Annotated in this window: 18 protein-coding genes; 3 read left to right on the top strand and 15 right to left on the bottom strand. The window is 28.5% G+C overall.

The features are described 5' to 3' along the window. Positions 1–15: 15 nt before the first annotated feature. From ON24_RS01205 to ON24_RS01170, 8 genes are all read right to left on the bottom strand, one after another. Positions 16–1206: an NAD(P)/FAD-dependent oxidoreductase gene (locus tag ON24_RS01205; protein WP_040681644.1), complete on the bottom strand. Its 1191-nt coding sequence runs from the start codon at positions 1204–1206 to the stop codon at positions 16–18. Positions 1207–1398: 192 nt separating this feature from the next. Then, entirely contained in the window at positions 1399–1824 is a 426-nt protein-coding gene (locus ON24_RS01200) for a universal stress protein (RefSeq protein ID WP_040681643.1), read from the bottom strand. Positions 1825–2178: 354 nt separating this feature from the next. After that, positions 2179–2421 carry a DUF5654 family protein gene (locus ON24_RS01195; RefSeq protein ID WP_016358753.1) on the bottom strand — a complete coding sequence of 81 codons (243 nt, stop codon included), beginning with the start codon at positions 2419–2421 and terminating at the stop codon, positions 2179–2181. 402 nt (positions 2422–2823) lie between these two features. Next, positions 2824–3141: an ArsR/SmtB family transcription factor gene (locus ON24_RS01190; protein WP_016358754.1), complete on the bottom strand. Its 318-nt coding sequence runs from the start codon at positions 3139–3141 to the stop codon at positions 2824–2826. A gap of 275 nt (positions 3142–3416) precedes the next feature. Then, entirely contained in the window at positions 3417–3902 is a 486-nt protein-coding gene (locus ON24_RS01185; RefSeq protein WP_040681642.1) for a DUF308 domain-containing protein, read from the bottom strand. 302 nt (positions 3903–4204) lie between these two features. Next, positions 4205–5113: a triphosphoribosyl-dephospho-CoA synthase gene (locus ON24_RS01180; RefSeq protein WP_152411869.1), complete on the bottom strand. Its 909-nt coding sequence runs from the start codon at positions 5111–5113 to the stop codon at positions 4205–4207. 193 nt (positions 5114–5306) lie between these two features. Beyond that, positions 5307–6320, bottom strand: a complete 1014-nt coding sequence (hemB, locus tag ON24_RS01175; protein ID WP_040681640.1) for a porphobilinogen synthase — start codon at positions 6318–6320, stop codon at positions 5307–5309. Between the two features lie 877 nt (positions 6321–7197). Next, the gene (locus tag ON24_RS01170; protein ID WP_016358758.1) at positions 7198–7929 is read right to left on the bottom strand and encodes an endonuclease III domain-containing protein; all 732 of its coding nucleotides are present in this window, start codon (positions 7927–7929) and stop codon (positions 7198–7200) included. Positions 7930–8853: 924 nt separating this feature from the next. On the opposite strand from ON24_RS01170, the gene aroC reads away from it, so the two are divergent. Further along, positions 8854–9963 (top strand): chorismate synthase, encoded by a 1110-nt coding sequence (aroC, locus tag ON24_RS01165; RefSeq protein ID WP_016358759.1) that lies wholly within the window; start codon positions 8854–8856, stop codon positions 9961–9963. A gap of 464 nt (positions 9964–10427) precedes the next feature. Here the strand turns inward: aroC and ON24_RS01160 are convergent, their stop codons facing one another. The 3 genes from ON24_RS01160 to ON24_RS01150 form a co-directional block, all read right to left on the bottom strand. Continuing rightward, on the bottom strand, positions 10428–10964 hold the full coding sequence (locus ON24_RS01160) for a flavodoxin family protein (RefSeq protein ID WP_040681639.1): 537 nt from the start codon (positions 10962–10964) through the stop codon (positions 10428–10430). Positions 10965–11710: 746 nt separating this feature from the next. Beyond that, a complete protein-coding gene (locus ON24_RS01155; RefSeq protein ID WP_040681638.1) occupies positions 11711–13936 on the bottom strand; it encodes a DHH family phosphoesterase in 2226 nt (741 codons plus the stop codon). A 334-nt stretch (positions 13937–14270) separates the two neighbouring features. Beyond that, positions 14271–14654, bottom strand: coding sequence for a desulfoferrodoxin (locus ON24_RS01150; RefSeq protein WP_016358762.1), 384 nt, complete (start codon positions 14652–14654; stop codon positions 14271–14273). 369 nt (positions 14655–15023) lie between these two features. Between ON24_RS01150 and ON24_RS01145 the strand changes: the two genes are divergently transcribed. Further along, entirely contained in the window at positions 15024–15986 is a 963-nt protein-coding gene (locus ON24_RS01145; protein WP_040681637.1) for an MJ0548 connectase family domain-containing protein, read from the top strand. A gap of 45 nt (positions 15987–16031) precedes the next feature. Next, positions 16032–16883, top strand: coding sequence for an MBL fold metallo-hydrolase (locus ON24_RS01140; protein ID WP_040681636.1), 852 nt, complete (start codon positions 16032–16034; stop codon positions 16881–16883). A 470-nt stretch (positions 16884–17353) separates the two neighbouring features. Here the strand turns inward: ON24_RS01140 and nifU are convergent, their stop codons facing one another. From nifU to acs, 4 genes are all read right to left on the bottom strand, one after another. Further along, a complete protein-coding gene (gene nifU / locus ON24_RS01135; protein WP_016358765.1) occupies positions 17354–17737 on the bottom strand; it encodes a Fe-S cluster assembly scaffold protein NifU in 384 nt (127 codons plus the stop codon). A 69-nt stretch (positions 17738–17806) separates the two neighbouring features. Then, entirely contained in the window at positions 17807–19012 is a 1206-nt protein-coding gene (gene nifS / locus ON24_RS01130) for a cysteine desulfurase NifS (RefSeq protein WP_040681635.1), read from the bottom strand. A gap of 869 nt (positions 19013–19881) precedes the next feature. Then, complete coding sequence (locus ON24_RS01120) at positions 19882–21237, bottom strand: O-acetylhomoserine aminocarboxypropyltransferase/cysteine synthase family protein (RefSeq protein WP_040681633.1); 1356 nt, start codon at positions 21235–21237, stop codon at positions 19882–19884. Between the two features lie 635 nt (positions 21238–21872). After that, positions 21873–23969: an acetate--CoA ligase alpha subunit gene (gene acs / locus ON24_RS01115; protein ID WP_040681632.1), complete on the bottom strand. Its 2097-nt coding sequence runs from the start codon at positions 23967–23969 to the stop codon at positions 21873–21875. Positions 23970–24253: the final 284 nt, after the last annotated feature.

Raw genomic sequence — 24253 nt, 5'->3', positions numbered from 1 at the left:
TAATAAATTAAAAATTTAAATAAAAACCTTTATTAGTTTAGTGAATTTAAGACTGGTTCTTGGTGAGATCTTAAATAAGACCTTCAAATAATCTTTAGTTGAGGCATTAGTTAAATCAATTTGTGAAGCCGCATCAATCAAATTACTAAACTCATCACCGTTTAATGATTGTACCACATCACGTACAACAGTCAATTTAGGAACTAAATTTAAAGTTAGCTGATTGAATCGTTCATAATACTCTTTTAACTTATCTGCTGAATAATCGCCTTGTTTTATAGCGGAAGCCGCAACATTTCCTGCAACCATACCACCATACATTCCAAGTAAGATTCCACCACCTTCTATTGGATCTATTTGACCTGCAGCATCACCTACAAGCATGATATTGTCACCATAAATATTGTCCTTAAGCCCCTCAAGGGAATCGGGACCAACATTTAATTCCACAGGCTGGGCATTTTTAGTATATGGACAGCTTTTAACGAAGTTATCCAAACATTCAAGAGCATCCAGATCTTTGATATTGCTTGAAATACCGAGACCTACATTTGCAACCCCATTACCTTTGGTGAAAATCCATGCATATCCTCCTTCGGCATTCTCGTCAGCCAGGAATATGTGAATCAAATCATCACGAGGTAGCTCAACATTACACATCTCATACTGTGCACAGGACAACATATATTTATTAGAATTGTGTTTATTCAATCCTGCTTTTATACCGATAGTGGATTCAGGTCCATCTGCACCAATTACTATTTTTGCTCTAATCTGGAATTTTTCCCCAAAAGAGTCACAGTCCAATATAAAACCGTCGCCTTCACGTTTTAAATCACTGACAAATGTTTTTATCATGATTTCAGCACCTGCACGTGCGGCATCCATGGCCATATACTTATCAAATACCTTTCTCTCTAGCACATATCCACATACTGGTAACAATTCCTCGTCAAATTGGATACTATTCCCATCAGGTGAATGTAATACTCCACCATATATTGTCTGTGCTATCCAACGGGGATTTGGTTCTATACCTAAAAGTCTAAGACCAGGATCATATACACCTTCTGCGCAACGTTTAGGAGTTCCAATTTCAGATTTTTTATCAATTAAAATAACTTTTGCTCCTCTAAGTGCAGCATGTTTTGCCGCAATAGATCCTGCAGGTCCTGCTCCTATAACTACTATATCTGCATCTATCATATAATCACGCTATAATATAAAAATTAGTTTAAACATCATATAAAACTTATGTAGATTTATACAACCACATAAAGACATTATGGATTTAAATTAATTATTTTAAAAGATATCTAAACAAAAATGGAATTTTGTATATCTTTGAAAAAATTAAAAATATAAAAAATAGGTAAAATAAAAAGAAATTATAAAATTTTATTCATGTACAAGCAATACATCTCTTTTTGCAATAGAAAGAACCTTCTCTGCAACACTACCAATAATAAATTTATGTAGACCTGTTTTTCCTGATGAGGAAATAATAATTAAATCAACACCTTCCTCACTAGCAACTTGTTCAATCTTTTCTGCTGGACGACCACAAACAACTCTAATTTTAGAGTTAACACCCATTTTTTCAAGTTGAACTTTCATATGTTCAGCATAAGCCTCTGATTCAGAAATTAAAGATTTATTGATTTCTGCAACATTTTCCTTAGATTGGAATTGGGCAGGTCTAATTTTCATAGCAACAGAAACAATTACAACTTCACCTTCAGGGTCTAATACATTTTTTACTTTACATATTTCTTGTTCTGCAAACTCAGAACCGTCAGTTGGTAATAAAACTTTTTTATACATTATAATCACTTAATTTGAAATCCAATTCAAATTTAATCAATATTAACCAAATGTTTTCTATAATATTGGAATAGAACAAAACTATAAAATTTTTTATGAAAAAGGGACATTCAATACCCCATTTTATATTTCATGTATTTTTCAACTATAAAAATCGTATTCTGCCTAATTTCCAATATTAATCTAATAAACATATAATACTATATTCTTTTATAAATATATATTTAACTAAATTAAGTAGGCACCATACTAAACAATGAAAACTTAAAAAAATATTAAAAATCAAAATAAAAGCAGAAAAAATATTATCTAAAAAATTAAAAAAATATAGAATTTGAATTTATAAAAATAGATTTATTCCTCTAATTCAATTCCCATTTTATCTGCGAATCTACCTAAAATTAAGGTAACGACTACAGCAATCACAGTTACAATAATAGCATAAACAAATAGTCCTGTAAGGGCGCTACCTTTATCAAGGAATGTGTTAATCAATTCTTGGATAGCACTGTTCCAAGCTAAACCTGCAACTAATGCAAAAGCAGTTGTTAATAATGTAATAACAGCTTTAATAACCTCTTTACCTACAACAGACACACTCTAACCTCCTTTATTTTTAAAAAAAATAATGAAAAGTATTTCTTAAATAAAATATTTTTAAAAAATAACTTTTAATTAATTATAAAATTTATAGTAATATTAGATTATTTTTTAATAGTATAAAAAATTTCATGAAATTAATAATAAAATAGAAAATATATTAAAAAGACTAAACAACAAACATTCCGTAAAACATGCAAATAAAAGATCAACAATAAACATCATTCTATGAAAAATAAAGTTTTCTAATATAATATTTGATTATTAAATTAAAAATAGAATTTAAATTACTAGAATAATTTTTAAAACTAAAAATCTTTATTTACATAGTTTAAATCTGGAAGAAGAATTTATTATAAAAAATACATTTAAATATTTTATTTCCAAATTAATTAAAGTCTATACAATTAAATCTAAAGTTTCAATAATGTCATTATTTACAAGGGTAAAATAAATCCAAATACCATCTTTACGACCTTTAATTAAATTAGCATTTTTTAAAATAGACACGTGATGAGATATAGTAGGTTGTGGTTTATTTAAAGCATCCTGAATCTGACAAGGACATAACTCAGTATCTTTAAGTAGATATAATATTTTAAGTCTTGTTGGATCAGAAATAGCTTTAAATACATTCGCCTTTTTGTCTAATTCTTCATCTGAAGGTAAATCATTAAATTCAATATCTCCCTCTACATTACATGTTTCATTATCCATAATTAAACACCTTCAAAATCCATTTTTAATAAAGTACAAGATTAAGTTTAGATTTCATAAAAATTATACAATTATATCTAATTTATACAGATAAATTAGATTATTAAATAAAATAATAAATTACTGTTTATATATTAATTTTTTTTAATATAAATAATTTAATCAATTATTCCGAAAAATTACTCATTTAAATATTGGTTAAAGCAAAGTCTTTTAAATATAGAAAAACAGGAACAATAAAAAAAATAATTAAAAAAAGAAAAAATGGATAAATATTAATTACTTTGTGAAATACCAATAATTCCAGTAATTAATAACCATAAACCAATTAAGAATCCTAAAACTCTAGCATCACCTATAAAGTATCCGCAAATGAAGTATATAATCCCTAATACAATTGAGCTTACACCCATATATCTACTTCCAGGCAATACTGATTCAAGTGCAGCCATTATACCAATAATTATTAAAATTATACCTGCAATATAAACAAAGAATGAAGCAAGGAAAACAAAAACAGCAGGATCAAATATTAGAATTAAACCGAATATTGCTATTAAAATACCCAATATCATTCCTAATGTGCTGTAAGGACCAGCAAGTCTTGAAGTTTGATAACTAAACAACAAGGTAACAATTCCAACAAATAGAAATGCTAAACCGATAATAGCGGAAACTGCCGCAACACCAAATGCAGGGAATATTAAAATTATTATACCAAGTATTACTGCGATTATACTAAATAACATATTCCTTTCCATCCAAAAACCTCCTTATTTTAAATTTAATATAAATATAATAATATTTTATTTATTTAGATATAATAAGATATCTATTATATTGTACAATATCTTAATTCTGTAAATAATATTTATAAATCCTAATTTTCCAAATAAGAAAAATAGTTGAAAATCTTAACTCCGTAAATAATATTTATAAATCTTAATTAACTAAATAAGAAAAATAAAAATAGTTGAAAATCTTAATTCCATAAATTTAAATAAAAAAAAATATAAATTCAATTAAAAAAAGGAAAAAATAAACTATTAATGAAATTTAAGAATTAATAATTATTTTTTTTTTCAAATTCTTTTACCAAATAATAGACCATAATACTTGCAGCGGTTAAATCCGCAGAGGTACCTGGGTTTAAATGATTTTCAAACAGATTATCATCAAGTTCAACTAAGACATCATGGAAATTATCATCATCTTTATGTTTTAAAACTTCAGAAACCCTGTCTGAAACTTTTTGACCCATTTCCTTTCCATATTTACGGCATATCAAAGTATCTGGGAATTTTGATAAAATTGTTAAAAATGTTAAAACTGACGCATAATTCATTGAATGGGTTCTTCTTAAATCAGCATATGTTGGATATCCGACAGTAAATACAATAGGCATGCCAGTAGTCATTTCACAGGCCAAATCATCCCAACCAGCAGATATCTTTAAAACTTTAAACATAGTTTGACGATTGGCAATTAATTCCTGTTTAGCACTATCATCATTTACATCATATTCCCCCTGACTTCCCATTCCACCTGCAGAGGCCAGATTTATTGCATCATATAAATCAAGAGCATCTTGAACTGTAGTTGCATTCATCACCTTTTCAACATTCAATCTAAGACTGGTTAAATCCTCACTTAATGCAGCAGCGGCTGCCAAAACAGAAGTCATCATTACAATTCCAAGATTTGTATTGTTTTCAACCCAGTTATCAGTTTCACTTACAGCATCCAAAATTGTTTTACCTAATGCTATCTCAGATAGATTTTCTTTATTTTCAATAGTTCTTTCTGCAAGTTCAGTGAATATATCCCCTATTACAATACCACTTATAATAAAGTCTTCGAAGACCATATCATCAAAATCACGAGTCCTATGAACATTTCCAGGTTTTGGATAACCACTAACTTCAAGTGCAGATGCTATCTGAACTATTTTTCCAATTTGTTCTGGCTTAATCATAACAATTCCTTAAACATTTATTTTTTTAAAGATAATAATTATTTACTATATCTATTAAATTTCATATTATATAATTTTTAAATAGGCTAAATTAAAAATTTTAAAAAATAGAAAAGAATTAAACTTAATATAATTTTGAAAATTCCTGTAGAACATTTAAAAACAATAATAAAGACTGGAAACATTGTTTTTATAAATGATCTAGTAGGTATGGTGCAAAGTAGGTGATAATCAAATCTGCTCCGGCTCTTTTAATTGATACTAAAGATTCCATGATTGAATCCTCAGTTAAATAACCTTTATCTATAGCAGCCATAATCATAGAATATTCCCCACTTACATTATAGCTTACAAGTGGAAGATTGAAATCCTCTTTAACTGTTTTTATAACATCAAGATAAGGCAATGCCGGTTTAACCATCAACATATCTGCACCTTCAACTACATCAAGTTCACATTCACGAATAGCTTCACGACCATTAGCAGGGTCCATTTGATAAGATTTCCTATTACCTTTACCTGGAGCGGAATCGGCAGCATCCCTAAATGGTGCATAGAATGAAGATGCGAATTTGGCAGAATAGGACATGATCATGACATCCTCGTAACCTTCCTCATCCAAAGCATTTCTTATAGCCTCCACTCTACCGTCCATCATATCAGATGGAGCAACAATATCAGCTCCAGCCTTAGCTTGTGATACAGCTGTTTTTGCAAGATATTTAAGTGAAGGATCATTCAATATTTTAACTCCATCATCAGTAGTATCATTTATATCCCCTTTATCATATTCCTGGATTAAACCACAATGACCATGGGAAGTGTATTGGCATAGACATACATCACCAATAATAACTAGATTTGTTTCTTTCTTCAATGCCTTAATAGCTGTTTGAACAATACCATTTTCCATAAAAGCAGGTGAACCAACAGGATCCTTGGTTTCCTCTAAAGGAATACCAAATACAATAATTGATCTAAGTCCTTTTGATTCTAATTCCTTGGCATATTCCACTCCATCCTCTATTGAATATCTGAATTGTCCTGGCATTGTGGATATTTCTTCCTTTTCACCTTTCTTTAAACCTTCCTTAAAATAAATAGGATAGATTAAATCTTCTTTATTTAGTTTAGTTTCTCTTACAATATCACGAATATTACTATTCTTCCTAAGTCTTCTCATTCTTACAGTTGGATAATCCATTTCATCACCGGAATTTTAAAAAGTTTATTTTATTTAAGTGATAAGTTTCAAGTGTAAAATTATTTAAAATTAGTCTTACATTTCAAGTGTAAATAATTATGGAAATTAAATATTTTAAAGAAATATCATCATTTAATTTGACCAAACAAAATAAATTAATCAGCAATTCACATATAAAAGCTAAATTAACCTTGAAAATTTATTATAATTCCTATTAAAATCTTTTGTTATAAATGAGCACTTATAACTTATAATTAATAGATAAGCATGTAAAACTTTAAAAGATTATTGAAAATTTAATAAGATTTAATATAAAAATCTATACAAAATTAAAAATAAATAAATCAAAAATATAAATCTTATAAAAAAAATTTCAACAAATAAAAAATTTTTCATCCAATAAATTTTACACTTGAAATTCAACTAAATTCACTTCAATCTTATATAAAATTAATATAATTTTTAAATATAATATAATTTTACTTTTAAGAATCTTCAGTTTAAAAATTAGTAAAGATTTAAAAACTTTCAACAAATAGATGAATATAGCCGGTTCATATCCAAAATATTAAGTTGAATTTAGTTTAAATAGAGACAATATAAAATTTATTGCAAAATAAAAGGAACTGGAATTATTGATTAAGATAATGATTAAACTATTAATTAAAATAAAAAAACAGTAAACACATGAAGTAATAGTTAAAATAGTAAAACAAGTTAATAGAAATGTTTAAAATAGGAAATGAGTGTATAGAATGTCTAGAGTTTACGGTTTAACTATTGGAATATGAAAAACAGTTTAAAATAGCAAAATCACGTTATAATATTTGATAGTTTAATCTAAATATATAAACTATAAAGAAATTATAATTTAAGATTAAATGAGTTTATATTCCTCTAAAAGTTTGTCATCAACACCATATGGCTTTTTAGAATAATAATGTTTTGCATGTTCCACAATCAAACCATGAAACTCCTGATATTCGTTAACCCCACCATTAAAATTATGTTGGAAAAATTTCTTAATTTTAATATAGGAATCCTTCTTATCAATATAATTTAGATTTACAAATATTCTTCTAGTATATGTATCTACAACAAATTCATGCATACCATAGGCATATAATAGAATAGAGTCTGCGGTTTCATTACCTACTCCCTTTACACTTAAAACTTCGGATCTTCCAGGCTTCCTTCCATCCAAGCTAATATAAAAATCAGTGATATTTTTTAGATAAACAAATTTCTGATTATAATAACCTGCAGGTTTAATGGCATTTTTAACAAGGTCTTCTTCCGTTTCCAATAATTCTTTGAATTTTAAAGATAAATTACCCTCAGTAAAATCAATGATTTTATTTAAATTATTTAAAGATTTCTCAACAGATAGCCATGAGGTATTCTGAGTAAGTATAGTTCCAATGATAATTTCAAACTGCTCATTATTATCTCTTGGAAAGTCATAGTCATTTGGGTGATAACCTTTTATTGAACCTTTTTTATTAGGAGTTTCACCTTTATAATTTATTATAGGCCACCATCCTTGATAAGAATATGCGTCAAGCAATTTCTCATAAATTTCATTTAATTTATATCTACTTTTTCCCATAAGAACATCCTAGATAATTTATTAATAATTTTTATCTGTCATTTATGAGTATAATTTTAACATTTATAAAAGTATTCTTTTATATTGTAAAATTTTTATAAAAGTTTAATATGAAATTAGAAGTTAAAAATAATTTGAATTTGAATAAGTTATTATAATATATAATTTAATAGAATAAAAAAGAATAAGGAGAATAAATTATTTTAAAAATCAAGAATATTAATGAATTAATAAGTTAAAAAAGTGATTTTTAGAAAAATAAAATAAATCAGGTTAGTTTAAGAATTAAAAAATATTAATTAATCAATAAATTAAAAGAAGCATTAAACTTAAAAAAATAAAAAAGCGTAAATCAAATGGAGTTTAAAAAATATTGGAAAAAAACATAGGTTCGATGAATAAGGAGTAAAAAAGAAATGAATAACGTGTTTAGTAAAAATCCAATATATTTTAAACTCAATATTATATAACACAATAATCATATATAAAGTTAATGATTTAAAAAAATTAATTATTTTATACAAAATTCATTTAAAATATGAAAAAAACAGCCAAATTATAAAAAAAATACAATATTTTAATATTTGTTTAAAATTATCCGATGATTTCAAAATAAATTATCCATATAAAAATCCGTTAAAATTCATGAGAAGATACCTATATTAAATAAAACCATTAAAAACACCAAAGCAATATAAATGAAAAGTTAGTGGTTTTAGATCAATATGGCAAAATTAAAATCAGAAGAAATATTTATTTTTAAAAAATAACGATAATTAAATATTAAATCGGTAAAATAAAGCTAAAAAGATTATTTAAAAAATATAAAAATTTTAATAAGAATTTTATAAATATTAATTATATAATATATTATAAAAAACAATTATTTTCTCAAAATTATTAAAATATTCAAAAAGGTATAACATGTCAAATACAACTGGAAAAATATTTACAACTACTAGTTTCGGAACCAGTCATGGAAAAGCTATTGGAGCAATAGTTGATGGTTGTCCAGCTAATCTTGAATTAAGTGAAGAGGATATTCAAAAGGAATTAAACAAAAGAAAACCTGGAACAAGTAAAATAACAAGCCCACGTAAAGAATCAGATAAAATTGAATTATTGTCTGGAGTTTTCAATGGTAAAACTGATGGGACACCTATATGTGGAGTAGTTTACAATAACAATCAAAGATCAAAAGACTATGAAAACATTAAAAACACACCACGACCAGGACACGGGGATTATGGCTGGAGAATGAAATACGGAAATTATAACTATAATGGTGGAGGCCGTGGAAGTGGAAGAGTAACCATTGGACATGTAATTGGTGGAGCAATAGCTAAAAAACTACTTAAAGACACATATGGAATTAAAGTAATATCCCATGTAGTTCAAATTGGAGATATCTTAGCACACAGTACAGATATTGATGAGATTGAAAAGGAAGTTGAGTTAAACCCTGTAAGATGTGGAGACCAAGATGCTGCAAAAGCTATGGAAGAATTAATCCTATCAAAAAAAGCCGAAGGAGATTCCGTTGGAGGCATAGTTGAAACAATAGCTACCAATGTCCCTGCAGGAATAGGTGAACCGGTATTCGGTAAACTTGATGGGGATATTGCACAGTCCCTAATGAACATAGGCGCAGTTAAAGGAGTTGAGGTCGGTTTTGGTTTTGATGTTGCAAGGGCATCAGCCTCAGAAATCAATGATGAATTCTATTATGAAGACGGAAAGGTATATACAAAAACCAATAGTTCAGGGGGAATTCTCGGAGGAATATCTAATGGAATGCCAATAATCACAAGAATTGCAGTTAAACCTACACCTTCCATATCCATAGACCAGGAAACTATTGATTATGAAAAGAAAGAGAATTGCATAATCAATATAAAGGGACGTCATGATCCATGCATATGTCCACGTATTACAACTGTTAGCGAATCCTCAATAGCCATGGTTTTAGCAGACCATATGATAAGATCTGGTTTTATACATCCAAACAATATTGAAAAAACCATGAATAAGTAGTCTCAATAAAAAAAAATATAAAAAAATATAAACGACATACCATTCAAAAAAAAAGATAAAAAATACATAAACCATGCAAAAAACAAACAAACTACCATAAACAGCCAAAACAAGAATATTAATTAAATATATGTAAACTAAAAGAATGATAAGGATATATAGGACATATTAAAATATTTTTATCTTCTAACTTACATACATTTAAAAGGCGTTTCTAATAAAGTCAATTTACTATTTTTAAGATTAAAATAATTTTAAACATATTAACCTTTTATTTAATAATTAAAATCTAATTATTGTCACATACCTATTTAATGATTAAAATTATTAGTTAAAAATTAACGAAGAAGAATATATTTTTAACTTAAATAAAATATTAATTGTTTTAAAATTAATTTAATCTGTTTTTCTAGAACTAATTTTTTAATTGAGATGAAAAATTCTTAAAAGAATTTTCAATTGAACTATTTTAATGAAGCACCTAATTCTTTTGCTTCATTTAATTTATTACTACCTTCAATATCACCTATATTATTAACACCACCTGCTAAAATTATTCCTAAGTTTTTCCAATTTAAGTGTTCAAGTAGAGTTTTATAATATTGGACAGCTATATCAAAAGCATCTCCCCCAGCAGCCATTAATAAAATGGCTCCTTTTTCATGTGACCTCCAATTTGGAACAGTTTCTTCAACTGCAAATAAACGGTCAAATGCCGTTCTTAGTTGTCCTGATAAATTCCAGTAATATAATGGAGAAGCTAATACTACAATATCTGCATCTTTATAAACCGGATAAATTTTATCCATATCATCTTTTTGAACACAAGGACTATTGGAATCTTTAATATTTCCACCGAAACAGCCTTTACATCCAGAAATATTCATAGAATCTAAATTAAAGACCGTTACCTCATTTCCAGATTCTTCCGCTCCTTCCTTAAAATGTTTCACTAAGGTAGAAGTATTTCCTTTAGGCCTTGGTGAACCATTAAGAACCATAATCTTCAAACCCGTATTATCATCCCCTTATATAATAAATTAAAAAAAATATTTCAATCCAATCTCATTTTAAAAGTCCTAATGATTTTATTAATTCAATTCTTATAATTTTATGCTATATTTAAACTTCTTTTAAAAGTCAATTAAATGATAAAAATAATTAACATAAACTCAATAAAGATTAAAATTTAGTTTCTTATTTATTATCAATGATCGAAACCGGTTATGAAATATAAAAGTTAGGAAATATAAGAAAATTTTTTTTACGACATATAGGGTTTAAATTTTAATAATTGAATGCAAGAATATTTTCTAACTTCATATTTCTAAACACAATTATAAATTAATATATTCACATATATAAATATAACGATTTAATATTATATTTTCATTACAAAAAATTATTTACAAAAAGTATTGTCAATGTTTAAACGTAATATATTAAGATAAATAGTGTAAAAAATAGCATTAAAACAAATATTAACTTTTAATTATTCAAATAATTATAAAAAGAATCTTAAAAAATAAAGAAAGCAAAATATATGAACATATTAAATAAAGAAAAAACATGACTGTAAAACAATGAAAAAATCAAGATATAAAAGTTAAACAAACAATGCAAACAACAGAAAAAACATGTGAAACAATAAAAAAAAAGCAGATAAAAAAAATATCAAATCAATAGATATAATGAAAAAAATCATAGCAAAATAGAAAATTGATTAAATTAAATGAAAAAATTAAATTTAATTTAAATTCATTTTCTTAACTTCTTCTAAAAATCCAGTTAAAACTTCTTTTGAAAAACCTTCAATGAATTTTATTGAACCTGCACATTCATGTCCTCCACCGTCAATACCAGCATGAGGTAACTGATCTATAAGTTCATCGATAATTTGATTAATATCAAATCCATAGTTTCCATTAACTGCATCGGTTGCCCTTATAACACCGAAGTCAGGTCCATGACCTAAGGTCACGACAGGTTTATCCTCACCAATTTCCTTAATTAAACTGTCATGAACAAATCCACAGGTTTTACCTGGTGCTGGAAATGTGAATTTATGTGCAAATTTCTCAACATCAATCAGATTAAAGTAAATGCCGTTATCGAATTTAATCTTTTTAACGTTAGGAAGGGTAGCTTTAAGTTGGGTATCAACACGTTTTTCATATTCCTTATATAAAGCATCTATCATTGCGTCATGTTTATCTTTATTGTCAACATCCAAAATGGTATCAATAATACCCCTTCCATTCATGAACCTTAAGAAATAAGCCTCAAAGTCAGTACACTCTGCAATCTTTTTAAGATCCTCTTTACTGTAACCTTCATCCTCCGCAATTTTTATGTATTGATCAACCTCATCACATTCGGCACGGTCACCGGTTACGGCAATAGCAGGTAAATGTTTGATTTCATCTTTAACATCCGGATTGATTAAACAAGCAACCTCTGTTGCAAGTGCACCTGCAGTTATCTGAGAGTCTCCACCAACAAGATAAGGGTTTACATGCATATCAACATAATCATCAACAGCAACGCGACCGTCCACCACATCACCAGGAGAATGATGGTCTATTACAACTACTTCAATATCATAAATTTTAGTCTGCATAAGTGCCACAATATCCTCCTCTGTAGAACCATTATCCAACATTACAAGAAGTGGTAATTTCTGACCATGTCTATCCAGATCTTCAAGCGCGAATGATAAATCCTTTACAACATCCTCAAGTTCATAAAATGGAGCCTTTGAAGGAGATCTTTTAAAGTAATGATATTTTGCATCACTATCGGGATTTACCTTTTCAATAAGAGGTACAACAGCCTTTTCCATTGCAACACCAGAACAGATACCATCCGCATCTGCATGATGTCTCAAAAGAATAGTTCTACCATCAAGAATTGCCCTTCTAATCCTTTTAGCTGCATCTAACATTTTAGGTTTAAGTTTATCCAAAACTTCGGATTGAACTAAAAACCCGTTAAATTCAACTTGAGCTTTTTCGTCTAAAGCCTGATCGATTAAATTATATAATTCGTCTTTAGATTCGCCTTGAAGCTTTTCGATAGTCTCAGCCTCTATTTGAACATCACCGTCATGTTTATTAACTTCTCCAACAACCTCGACCATATCCTCAACATCAATCTCAGGATATGCCCTGACACCTGCCTCCTGGAAAGCAGCAACATAAGTAGTACCTGTTTCATCCGTAATTGTAAATATGGTTGGTCCAGATGTCTGTTGGATTTGAGCTGCCAAACCTTGGATTTTAACAACCTTACCCATTAAATCATCACCAAGTGATGATATTTTAGTTCTTTCAATATCCTTCTTAAGTTTCTTAAGGGTATAATTCGTAAATGATACCGGACCCATATCCACTTCATGTTTACGGGTTTTAATTTCTGTAACCTTAACATTAATAATTTGTCCTACCTTATATCCGGATTTACCAGTTCTCATTAAACCCCAAACCTGGTTATTCAAACTAACGAAAACACCGAATTTAGCAACCTTCGTAATTTTACCCTGATAGAAATTACCTACTTTTAAGTCACTCATCTCACATAAAGGATCTAATGTATAGACAATGATATCCTTCTTATTATTTTTATCATTATTTTTAGATTTATTAACTTTTATTTCTTTCATACAAACATCACAATATTCTTTATTTGATTTCAAAACTTTACCACAAGATTTACATATGTTAATATACCCTGTTCCATTACACTTATCACATTTCTCTTTAATCTCGATTTGTCCTTTACCATGGCAAACCTCACAAGGTATATCCTCGGCACCATCTAAGTCAAATTTTGATTTAGCCCGACTATTTATTCCTTTAAAGTGATCACCAAGGTCAATTGTATCTTCATACCCTGATCCTCCACAGGCATCACATTCTTTATAATCTATAACAATAGTCCCTTTTCCTTTACACTCTGGACATTTAGTTTTCATATTTTTCACTTAGACATTAAATTTTTAAAATAACTTCATTTTTTAAATATCCACTATTTAACATTTAGATATATATCCGATATTTATATTATAGTTTATGTTAAATAAAAATTTTAGAAATAAAATAGAGGATTTATAAAATAATTAATTTAATATTAAAAATCTCAATAACCTATTAAAAAAAAATACAACAAGAGATATACTTAATTTTAACTTAAAATAATAATTCTTAAAATGTTAAAACTAAAATAAGACTTTAAAAATCCTTAAGGTTAAAAAAAAAATAGGAAATTAAATTAAAATATAAAAATGTTAAATTTAATTAATAACTAATTTAGTTTGATGGCCAGAGACCATGTTTATTACAGTAAGCGCAAGCTGTATAATCTGCTGCATCACCTGTTACTTTGAAAGTAGCTTCAGGTGCATCACCAGGTTTTAAGTTTGCTCTGAATATTTGTTCACCATCAGTTAATAAAATGAATTTAATGTAGTGGTCTTCCTCCATTGGATGTGGAACTTCACCAAGTTTTACATTAATACCTTCATCAACCTTGGTAATAACAGGTATATGTTTAGCTCCACCTTCTTCTTTTTGTTCAGGAACTAATAATTCCATTTCTTGACCACAGCAACTTAAAGTTCCACCATTAGGATCAGCTACAATTACAATATTTCCACAAAGATTACATCTATATACTTGATTTAATTCTGTCATATTCGTTCACTTCCGATTATTCAAAAATGTGATTTAATCACAATAATATCTATGTTTCATCTATAATATATAATTTATTAAAATGAAAAAATAAACTAAAATTGGCTAAATAGTTCAAAACCAAGTAATAATAATATTAATAAGAAAAGGATAGTAATTCTTAAGAATTTAATAAAAATATAATCAATTAAAAGCCTATAAAAAAAATATTCGTATATTATCAAACAAATATATTTCTAAAGTTTATAAATTATAATTAGAATAATTACAACAATTTATAATAATAATAAAAAACATATATAGATAATTAATTGTTTTTATTAAATTAAAATCGAATATTATTTTTTTAAAAAAAATTAGGGTGTTTTCATGAGTATTATTATAGCATATATTGGTAGAAAAGGTTGCGTAATGGCAAGTGATAAAAGAAGAATAGCTTATTTTGGTGATAAAGACAATAGAGAAAAATTAGAAGAGGAATTATATTCAGGAAACATTAGAAATGATGAGGAATTATATAAGGAAGCGGCTAAATTAGGGATTGACTTAAAGATCAGTGATGATGCCAAAAAAATAAAAAGCATCGGTAATGCTGTAATGGGTGAAGTTTCTTCAAAAACAACCAGGGAGGTCAGGAGAAGAAGAATATATGGTACTACTAATGGTTATCAAATAATTGAATTGATAGGCTCCGAATTAAAAAACAAGGAAACAGGCAGCAGTGGAATTATCATATTTGGTAACAAAATAGCTAAACAAATGGCTAACTCCTTAATTAAACAAAGATGGAAATCAAGTATTAGTTTAAAATATACCGGTGATATTTTTGAGGAAATTATTAAGGAAATAGCTGAGAAAACACCTTCCGTAGGTAAGAATATTGATGTGATAATTGGAAAAGATTCAAAACTCACTAAAACCACTGCCCAAAAATATTTAGATGAAACTGAAACCAGGGATATAAAAGTTTTAGAAAAATATAGACAAAAACTTGCAGAGGATTTAGAAGAACAAAGGGAAAGCATTGAAGTTGCAAATAAAATCATCAACAAAGGAACAATTGGATATATCAGTAAGATAGAAGGTAAAATGTTAAATGTAAAATTAACAGATAAGGTCAATGCATATGATACAAATTTAAAAAAGGTAGCAGGATCAAATGAGGAAGTCATTATGTTTTTAGATAAGGATACAGAAGGTAATGAAATCAAAGAGGCAGATGTATCTTCCTATGCAAAGGTTAATGATAAAGTGGTTATTAAAAACGAAAATTTATGTATTGATAAAAATAACATCCCTTTAAACTGTGGAATTATCTTATGTAACGAATGAATTCATCTTTCAAATTAAAGTTTATAACAAATAGTAGGAATAAATATGAGAATTACATTTTTAGGTACTGGAGGCGGAAGATTTGCTACAATCAGCCAAAAAAGAATGACCGGAGGATTTAGAATAGATAATATTAGTGGTTTTAATCTTCACGTCGATCCAGGCCCAGGGGGTCTTTTAAGAAGTTTAGAATTTGGAATTAATCCAAGTAATTTAGATGGAGTATTTATTTCCCATTGCCATACCGACCATTATAATGATGCCGAAATATTAATTGAAGCAATGACCAAAGGAATGACTAAAAAGAGGGGCAACATTATTGGAAGTAAAAGTGTAATGGAAGGAGTTGATCAGTGGGGACCAAGTATCTCAAATTACCACAAAAGCAATTCTAAAACATACATTCTAGAGGAAAATAAGGAAATAGATCTTGAAAAGTTTAGTTTAACTGGAACCAAAACAATACATGGTGACCCGTTTGGAGTTGGTTTTCAATTAAAAACAGAAAACATCACAATCTCCTACACCTCTGATACAAGATATTTTGAAGAGCTTAAAGATTACCATAAAGGCGCCGATGTTCTAATCGGAAGTATACTTAGACCGGGCACTAAAGGTCTTAAGGGCCATATGTGTAGTAAAAACTTTAAGGATTTAATATTGGAGATTAAACCGAAACTTGCTATAATGACCCACTTCGGATTTAAAATGTTAAAGAATAATCCCATTAAAGAGGCTCAGGAAATTAAAAAAGAAACTGGAGTTAAAACAATAGCTGCCACTGACGGGATGGTAATTGATGTTGATTATAAAAATCCAAGTAAATCCTATATATCCAAAATGAAAAGAAGAACCATTCCTGGAAGATTTAGTAATGATATTTTTAAACTTTATTAAACTATTATCTAAATCTCCCATAGATTTATTGATTAAAACCATTAAAGCATATGTTAAATATTGTAGTTACTAGTTAAAAATTTAAATAACCAGTTTAAAAATTAGCAGATTATATACAAACATCTTATTTTAGAACACATAAAAGTTAAAAAACAGCCAAGTAATTTTAAAAGATAATAAGAATCTTATTTTATAATATTTAAAAATCAATATATACAAACGATTTAAAAAAAGTATAGATTAAGTGGTCAAAGTAGAGTAGGTATTAAAGTGATAAATTGAATTTTTAATCTAACTTTGACCATAAGATGTAAAACCAAACAGATGAATAAGTTAAGAGTAAAGTTTATAGATTGATAATCTGTTTAGAATTACATTAAACTAAATAAAAAAATAATATTTTCCCATGTAGTTGACATAGAAAAAATATTAGAATAATTTATTGTAAAAAAGAATTAATAATACATAAATTATGTATTATCTTGTTTTTTTCTGTAATCTTCGATTGCAGCACGTAATGCGTCACTTGCTAAATTTGAACAATGCATCTTAATTGGAGGTAAACCTTCTAACTCATCAGCAACATCTTTTCTTGTAATATTATAAGCCTCATCAACAGTCTTACCAATTGCAAGTTCAGTAATCATACTACTTGTTGCAATAGCTGCACCACAACCAAATGTTTTAAATTTAACATCCCTAATTACATCATTGTCATCAACATCAATATAGAATGTCATTAAATCTCCACAAGTAGGGTTTCCAACTGTAGCTTCCCCACTTGCATCTTCAATAACTCCTGTATTTCTTGGATGTGCAAAATGATCTAAAACTTTATCTGTATATTCTTCCATAAACTCACCTTCATTTTCTATAAATACTTAAATTAAATTAATAGATTCTTTCTTTTCAATTTCACAAATTTAATATACATCTTCTTTGTTAATTTCAATATATTTCTGATTGGTATAGTCCCATAAAGGAGACATTTTTCTAAGACCGTCAACTACTTCCTTAATGGAATCTACAACATAATCAACATCATCAATACTGTTTTCAACACCTAAAGACAATCTTAAAGATCCATGAGCTAATGCCGGTTCTAAACCGATAGCTGTTAAAACATGTGATGGTTCTAATTTTTGAGATGAACATGCGGAACCTGTTGCTACTTGAATTCCTTTAGCATCAAGTCTTAATAATAATGATTCACCTTCAATTCCAGAGAATCTTAAATGAACATTGTTAGCTAACCTATGTTCCAAGTCACCATTTACATAGGATTCAGGTACCTCTTCAAGAACCCTTTTGATAATAGCATCTCTGATTTCAGTTAACTTAGCGGTATTTTTCTCCATGTCCCTCTGTGCAATTTCACATGCCTTACCGAATCCTACAATTCCTGCAACATTTTCTGTTCCAGCTCTAAGTTTTCTTTCCTGACCACCACCATGGATTAAAGGATCAATTTTAACACCTTTCCTAATGTATAATGCACCTACACCTTTAGGTCCATATAATTTATGTGAACTTATTGAAAGTAAATCAATATTCTGTTTTTTAACATCTATCGGTACTTTACCTGCACTTTGAACTGCATCGGTATGGAATAAAACATTATGTTTATGTGCAATTTCTCCTAACTTTTCGATAGGCTCTATTGTACCGATTTCATTGTTTGCATGCATAATTGTTACAAGGAATGTTTCATCTTTAATAGCGTTTTCAAGATCTTCAGGGTCAACTAAACCGGTAGGTCCTACTGGCAGGTAGGTGACTTCAAATCCCCATTTTTCCAAGTATCGACAAGTCTCTAATACTGCAGGGTGTTCAATTTGACTTGTGATAATATGATTCTTTTCTGGATGTTTGGACCTTTCCCTTAAAGCAATTCCTTTAATTGCAAAGTTATCGGATTCTGAACCTCCACTAGTAAATATAATTTCTCTTGTATCAGCATTAATTAAATCTGCAACTTGTTGACGAGCCTTTGCAACAGCTCTTTGAGAAACCCTACCTATTTCATATAATGTAGAAGCATTTCCAAAATTCTCTACAAAGAATGGTTTCATTTCTTCAAAAACTTCTGAATCAACAGGTGAAGTTGCTGAATTATCCATATATACCATATAAAACTCCTCCTCTTATTAATAAAATTATTTAATGATTTTTATTTTTATATAAATAACAAAAGTTTTTTATAAGTTAAAAATTAATTTAAAAATATAACTCCTGTTATATTATAACTATAGTTATATAGGTTATGGTACTATATAAAGCTTACTATTTTTAAAAAAAGTTTTCTTGAAAATTAATATACAGCTGCAAATTTATTAAAAAAAGATAAATGATTTCAATTGATAAAAAAAAGATAAGTAATTGAAGATTACTTATCTTAATGAAAATTTATTATTGGACGGGCCTAATCCAACAACAAATTCTAAATATAGAGACAATATTTTAATATTTAAAATTAATAACGATATTTGTATCATTATCCGTGTTTCATTTATAGATTTATTAATTAAGGCTTTAATTTATAAAACAGAGGTTTTATAACTAATTTTACATATGATAAACGATTGAGGAAAAAACATATGTAAATAGATAAATAGATTTTATAAAAAAATCTAAATATCTAATTGATTTACCTAAAGTTTAGGTTTTATTATATATTTAATGACTTTAATGACTTTTTTAAGACTTCTTGAATCTTATTAAAATTTTTTATTTGACTTTATTTAATTTTCCAATTTATTTTACCTCCTATCTAAGATTTTAAATTCAACATCAAATCACCATTATAAGAAGAAATAATTAAAATATTAAATGTATTTTTCAAATAATTCTGGCAGATGAATGTTTATTTTTAATTTAAGGTGACACACATCTAATATCAATTATTAATTCAGAAGGGCGTTTTTAGTCAACAGTACTCTAAGATAAACAAGAATGTTCTTGATGACATCACATAGACTCCTGTTAATAATAAATCGATTTACTCATCAACATCAATTTTATCCAATGCTTGATCTATATCGGCAATAATATCCTCAATATTTTCAAGACCAATAGATAGTCTGATGAAGTCAGGAGTTACACCTACTGCAAGTTGCTCTTCCTCAGTTAATTGTGAGTGAGTAGTGCTTGAAGGATGTATTACTAAACTTTTTGCATCTCCAATGTTTGCAAGATGTGATAAAAGTTTTACATTATTAATGAATTCAATAGCTTTATCACGACCACCTTTAATACCAAATCCTAATATTGCACCATAATATCCAGGATCATCACCAAAACCATTTGGATTACCTAAATATTTTACAGCAGTTTCATGTGATGGGTGAGATTTTAATCCAGGATAACTTACCCAACTTACCTTAGGATGTTTTTCCAAGTGTTCTGCTACAGCTTGTGCATTCTCGGCATGTTTTTTTACCCTAACATCTAAACTTTCAAGACCTTGTAGGAAAATAAAACTATGTACAGGAGCAAGGGTTGCACCTAAATCTCTTAATAACCTAGCTCTAATTCTAATCGGATAAGCAATATTTCCAATTCCATTCGGTACATCATGGAATGCCTCCCAGAAGTTTAATCCATGATAGGATTCGTCTGGTTCTGAGATGGTTGGGAATTTACCGTTACCCCAATTGAATTTACCACTATCCACTACAAATCCACCAATAGCGGTACCATGTCCACCTACAAATTTAGTTGCGGATCCTACTACCACATCTGCACCATGTTCGAGAGGTCTTAAGATTCCTACAGCAGAAGTGTTATCAATGATTAATGGAATACCATGTGAATGAGCAATATCCGCTAATCTTTCAAAATCAGGAACATCTAATTTTGGATTACCAATTGATTCTGCATAAATAGCTTTTGTCTTATCATCGATTGCTTTTTCAAATGCGTCGTAATCGTCGGATTTTACAAATTTAACATCACGAGCAAGTTCTTTAAAGGTGTGTTCAAATAAATCATAAGTTCCACCATAAAGGTTATCTGCAGATACAATGTTATCTCCAGGTTGTGTAATGTTTAATATTGAATATGAAATAGCTGCCAAACCACTTGCTGCGGAGATACCGTAGTTTCCCCCTTCAACAGCTGCAATTCTTTGTTCAAATGCATCACTTGTAGGATTTGTTAGTCTACCATATATTTGACCAAACTCAGATAATGCAAATCTGTTTGCCGCTTGGTCTGTATCCTTAAATACATAGGAAGTTGTTTGATATATTGGAACCGCCCTAGCGCCAGTGGCTGGATCTGCTTCTTCTTGACCTGCATGTAATCCTAAAGTTGCTGTACCTTTTCCATAATTTTTTGTGTTATCATAACTCATAATAAATACCTCAATGTAATTTTTTTTAATTTTCTTCTTTTCTAAATGATTAAATATAAAATTGAACAGTTAATTTTTTTTACCACATTAAAATATAACTATAGTTATAAAATCTAATGTTTTGCTTTTTAAGATATAAATTTTTAAAAAAAATTATTTATTCAATATATAACAATTGTTAATTACCATATAAAAACATTTTCCTTTCTCATGATAATTAAAAAGCATATATTGAAAATAATTTTTCAATTTTATAAAATATATACAATTATTATAAAAAGCAATTATTTATTCAATATATAACAATAGTTATTTTTCATATATAAAGGTTTCCTTTAAAATGAAAATAGCCTAAGAAACATATCGAAAAAATCACCTTTTAATTTTTATAAAGCAATTATTTATTCAATATATAACAATAGTTATTTTTCATATATAAATCTTTTGTAAATAATTTAAAAATTAAAATCTTGAAAAAAGATATTAAATTTAAAACCGTTAAAAATAAGACAACAACATAGAAAAAAAGCATAATCAAAAATTAAAAAAACTATTTAAATTAAACAATGAAAAAAATTAAAAATCAGTTTATAAAAAATAGCTAAAAATTAAAAAAAGAAAGATTAAATTAAAAATTATAATTTGATCTTAATGTCAAGAGCACTTGATCCTTCTTCATAAACAAATACTGGGTTTATATCTAATTCGGAGATATCATCAAAGTCAAGTGTTAATTTTGCAACACGTTTGATGGTGTTTTTAACCTCGTCTATATCTCCAGGAGCTTCTCCACGGTATCCTTTTAATAATTTGGATACTTTGGTTTCATTGATTTGTTCATCAATCTCCTCAGAACTTAAACCTTTTGCAAGTTTAAATGAAACATCCTCGATAAGGTTAACTAATACTCCACCCATACCAAAGGAAATCATTGGTCCGAATTGTTCGTCGCGTACCATACCAACAATGACTTCAATACCTGAATCCATCATTTTCTGTACTTCCACACCGTCAGGTACTATGTCTGGGTGAGCTTTTTTAGCATTTGCAATAATCTCATCATATGCCTCTTTAGCTTCATCCCTATTAGATATTCCTACCTTTACACCACCAATATCTGATTTGTGTAATATCTTATCTGAGGCAATCTTAAGTACCACAGGAAATTCCATTTCCTCAGCAAGATCTGCAGCTTCCTCTGCAGAGGTTGAAAGTTTGATTGGTGCTGCTGAGATTCCATAGGCCTCAGCCACAGCATAAGCCTCACTACCAAGTAGGGTATCTCTTCCATCAGCTTTGACCTTTTCAAAGATTTTTTCAACAGCTTCCTTATCAACATCGTCAATATCATCAACAGGTGTATCGAATTTCTTATGTTGCAATTCCTCAAATGATGCGAGATAATCTGTTACTTTAACTGCTGACTCAGGGAAAACATAAACCGGAATTTCATTTTCCCTTAACTTTTTATTTGGTTCAGTGAATGAAGGACCACCCATATTTACAACAAGTACAGGCTTATTAGAATCTTTAGTACCCTCAATAATCGCATCTGCAATTCCATCGGTATCCGCCTTAGCAGTAGGGCAGACAATAATTGAAATAGCGTCTACCTCATCAGAGTCTAAGAGAATTTCTAAGGTATCTTTATATCTATCGGTAGGTGCATCCCCCAACACATCAACTGGATCTGTACATGCCGCCTCTAGAGGTAAAATCTCTTCAAGTTTTTTAACAGTTTCATCGGAAAAATCGGCAATGTTAATGTTGTGTCTTTCCATTGAATCTACAGAGAGAACTCCCCCTCCACCTGCATTTGTAATAACTGCCATATTACGTCCTTTCGGAAGTTCACAGTTAGAAAATGCAGAAGCAACTTCAAATAATTCATCCATAGTTGTTACACGGAAAATACCTGCTTGTTCAAATGCGGTTGTAAATGCGGTATCACTTCCTGCAAGTGCGCCAGTATGTGATGATGCAGCAGCAGCACCTGCAACACTACAACCAGATTTAAGTACCACAATAGGTTTTTTCTTGGATACTGTTCTTAATGTATTAATGAAATCATCGGATTCACTAACTGACTCGAGATAAACAGTAATTACAGCAGTTTCTGGATCGTTTGCTAAATTTTCAATAAGTTCAATCTCAGTAGTTCCTGCTTTATTTCCAAGGGAAATACATTTACTGAAACCAATTCCGGAAGTGAAACTCCAATCAATAATTGCTACCATCATAGCTCCACTTTGAGAAATAAATGCCATATTACCTTTAGGAGGCATAGATTGTGAAAATGAAGCATTTAATGGAGTGTGAGAATCGGAAATACCTAAACTATTCGGTCCAATAAGATTCATATCATATTTTTCAGCAATGGATTTAAGTTCCTCTTCTAATTTTACACCTTCACCACCAATCTCTTTAAATCCTGCAGAAATCACCACTACATTCTTAATAGATTTTTTACCGCATTCTTCAAGAACTGGATTAACTCCTTTAGATGGAATTGAAATAACAGCTAAATCAGGTGCTTCAGGTAAATCTAAAACACTTTTATAAGATTTTAATCCTTGAATCTCATCGTCCTTAGGATTTATAGGGTAAATCTTTCCTTTATAATTACCCTCTAATAAATTATTAACAATGATATATCCTACTTTACCTTCAGAATTTGATGCCCCTATAATTGCAACAGAATCTGGTTTAAACATCTTGTCAAGACTATCCATATTTTGTCTCCTATAGTTAATCTAATTCAGTTAAAAATTAAATTACTTAAAATTAGAATTAAAGAGTCATTATACTCTGATTTAATATAACAAACATACTATAATCTAATTAAACTAAATAGTAATCTTTTTTGCCATTAGATTAATTTTATCATTAATTCACTTTAAGATTTAAATAATTTTTGGAAAAATCCGATAGGGATTAGTTTCCAAATTAATAAACATGTATTATTTAATTATTGTAATATAAATAATTTATCATTATAAATAATTAAAAATTAATG

The sequence above is a fragment of the Methanobrevibacter boviskoreani JH1 genome (assembly GCF_000320505.1).
Taxonomy (GTDB): Archaea; Methanobacteriota; Methanobacteria; order Methanobacteriales; family Methanobacteriaceae; genus Methanarmilla; species Methanarmilla boviskoreani.
Note: the sequence above shows the minus strand (reverse complement) of the source record. Positions and strands in the feature narration are given on the sequence as shown.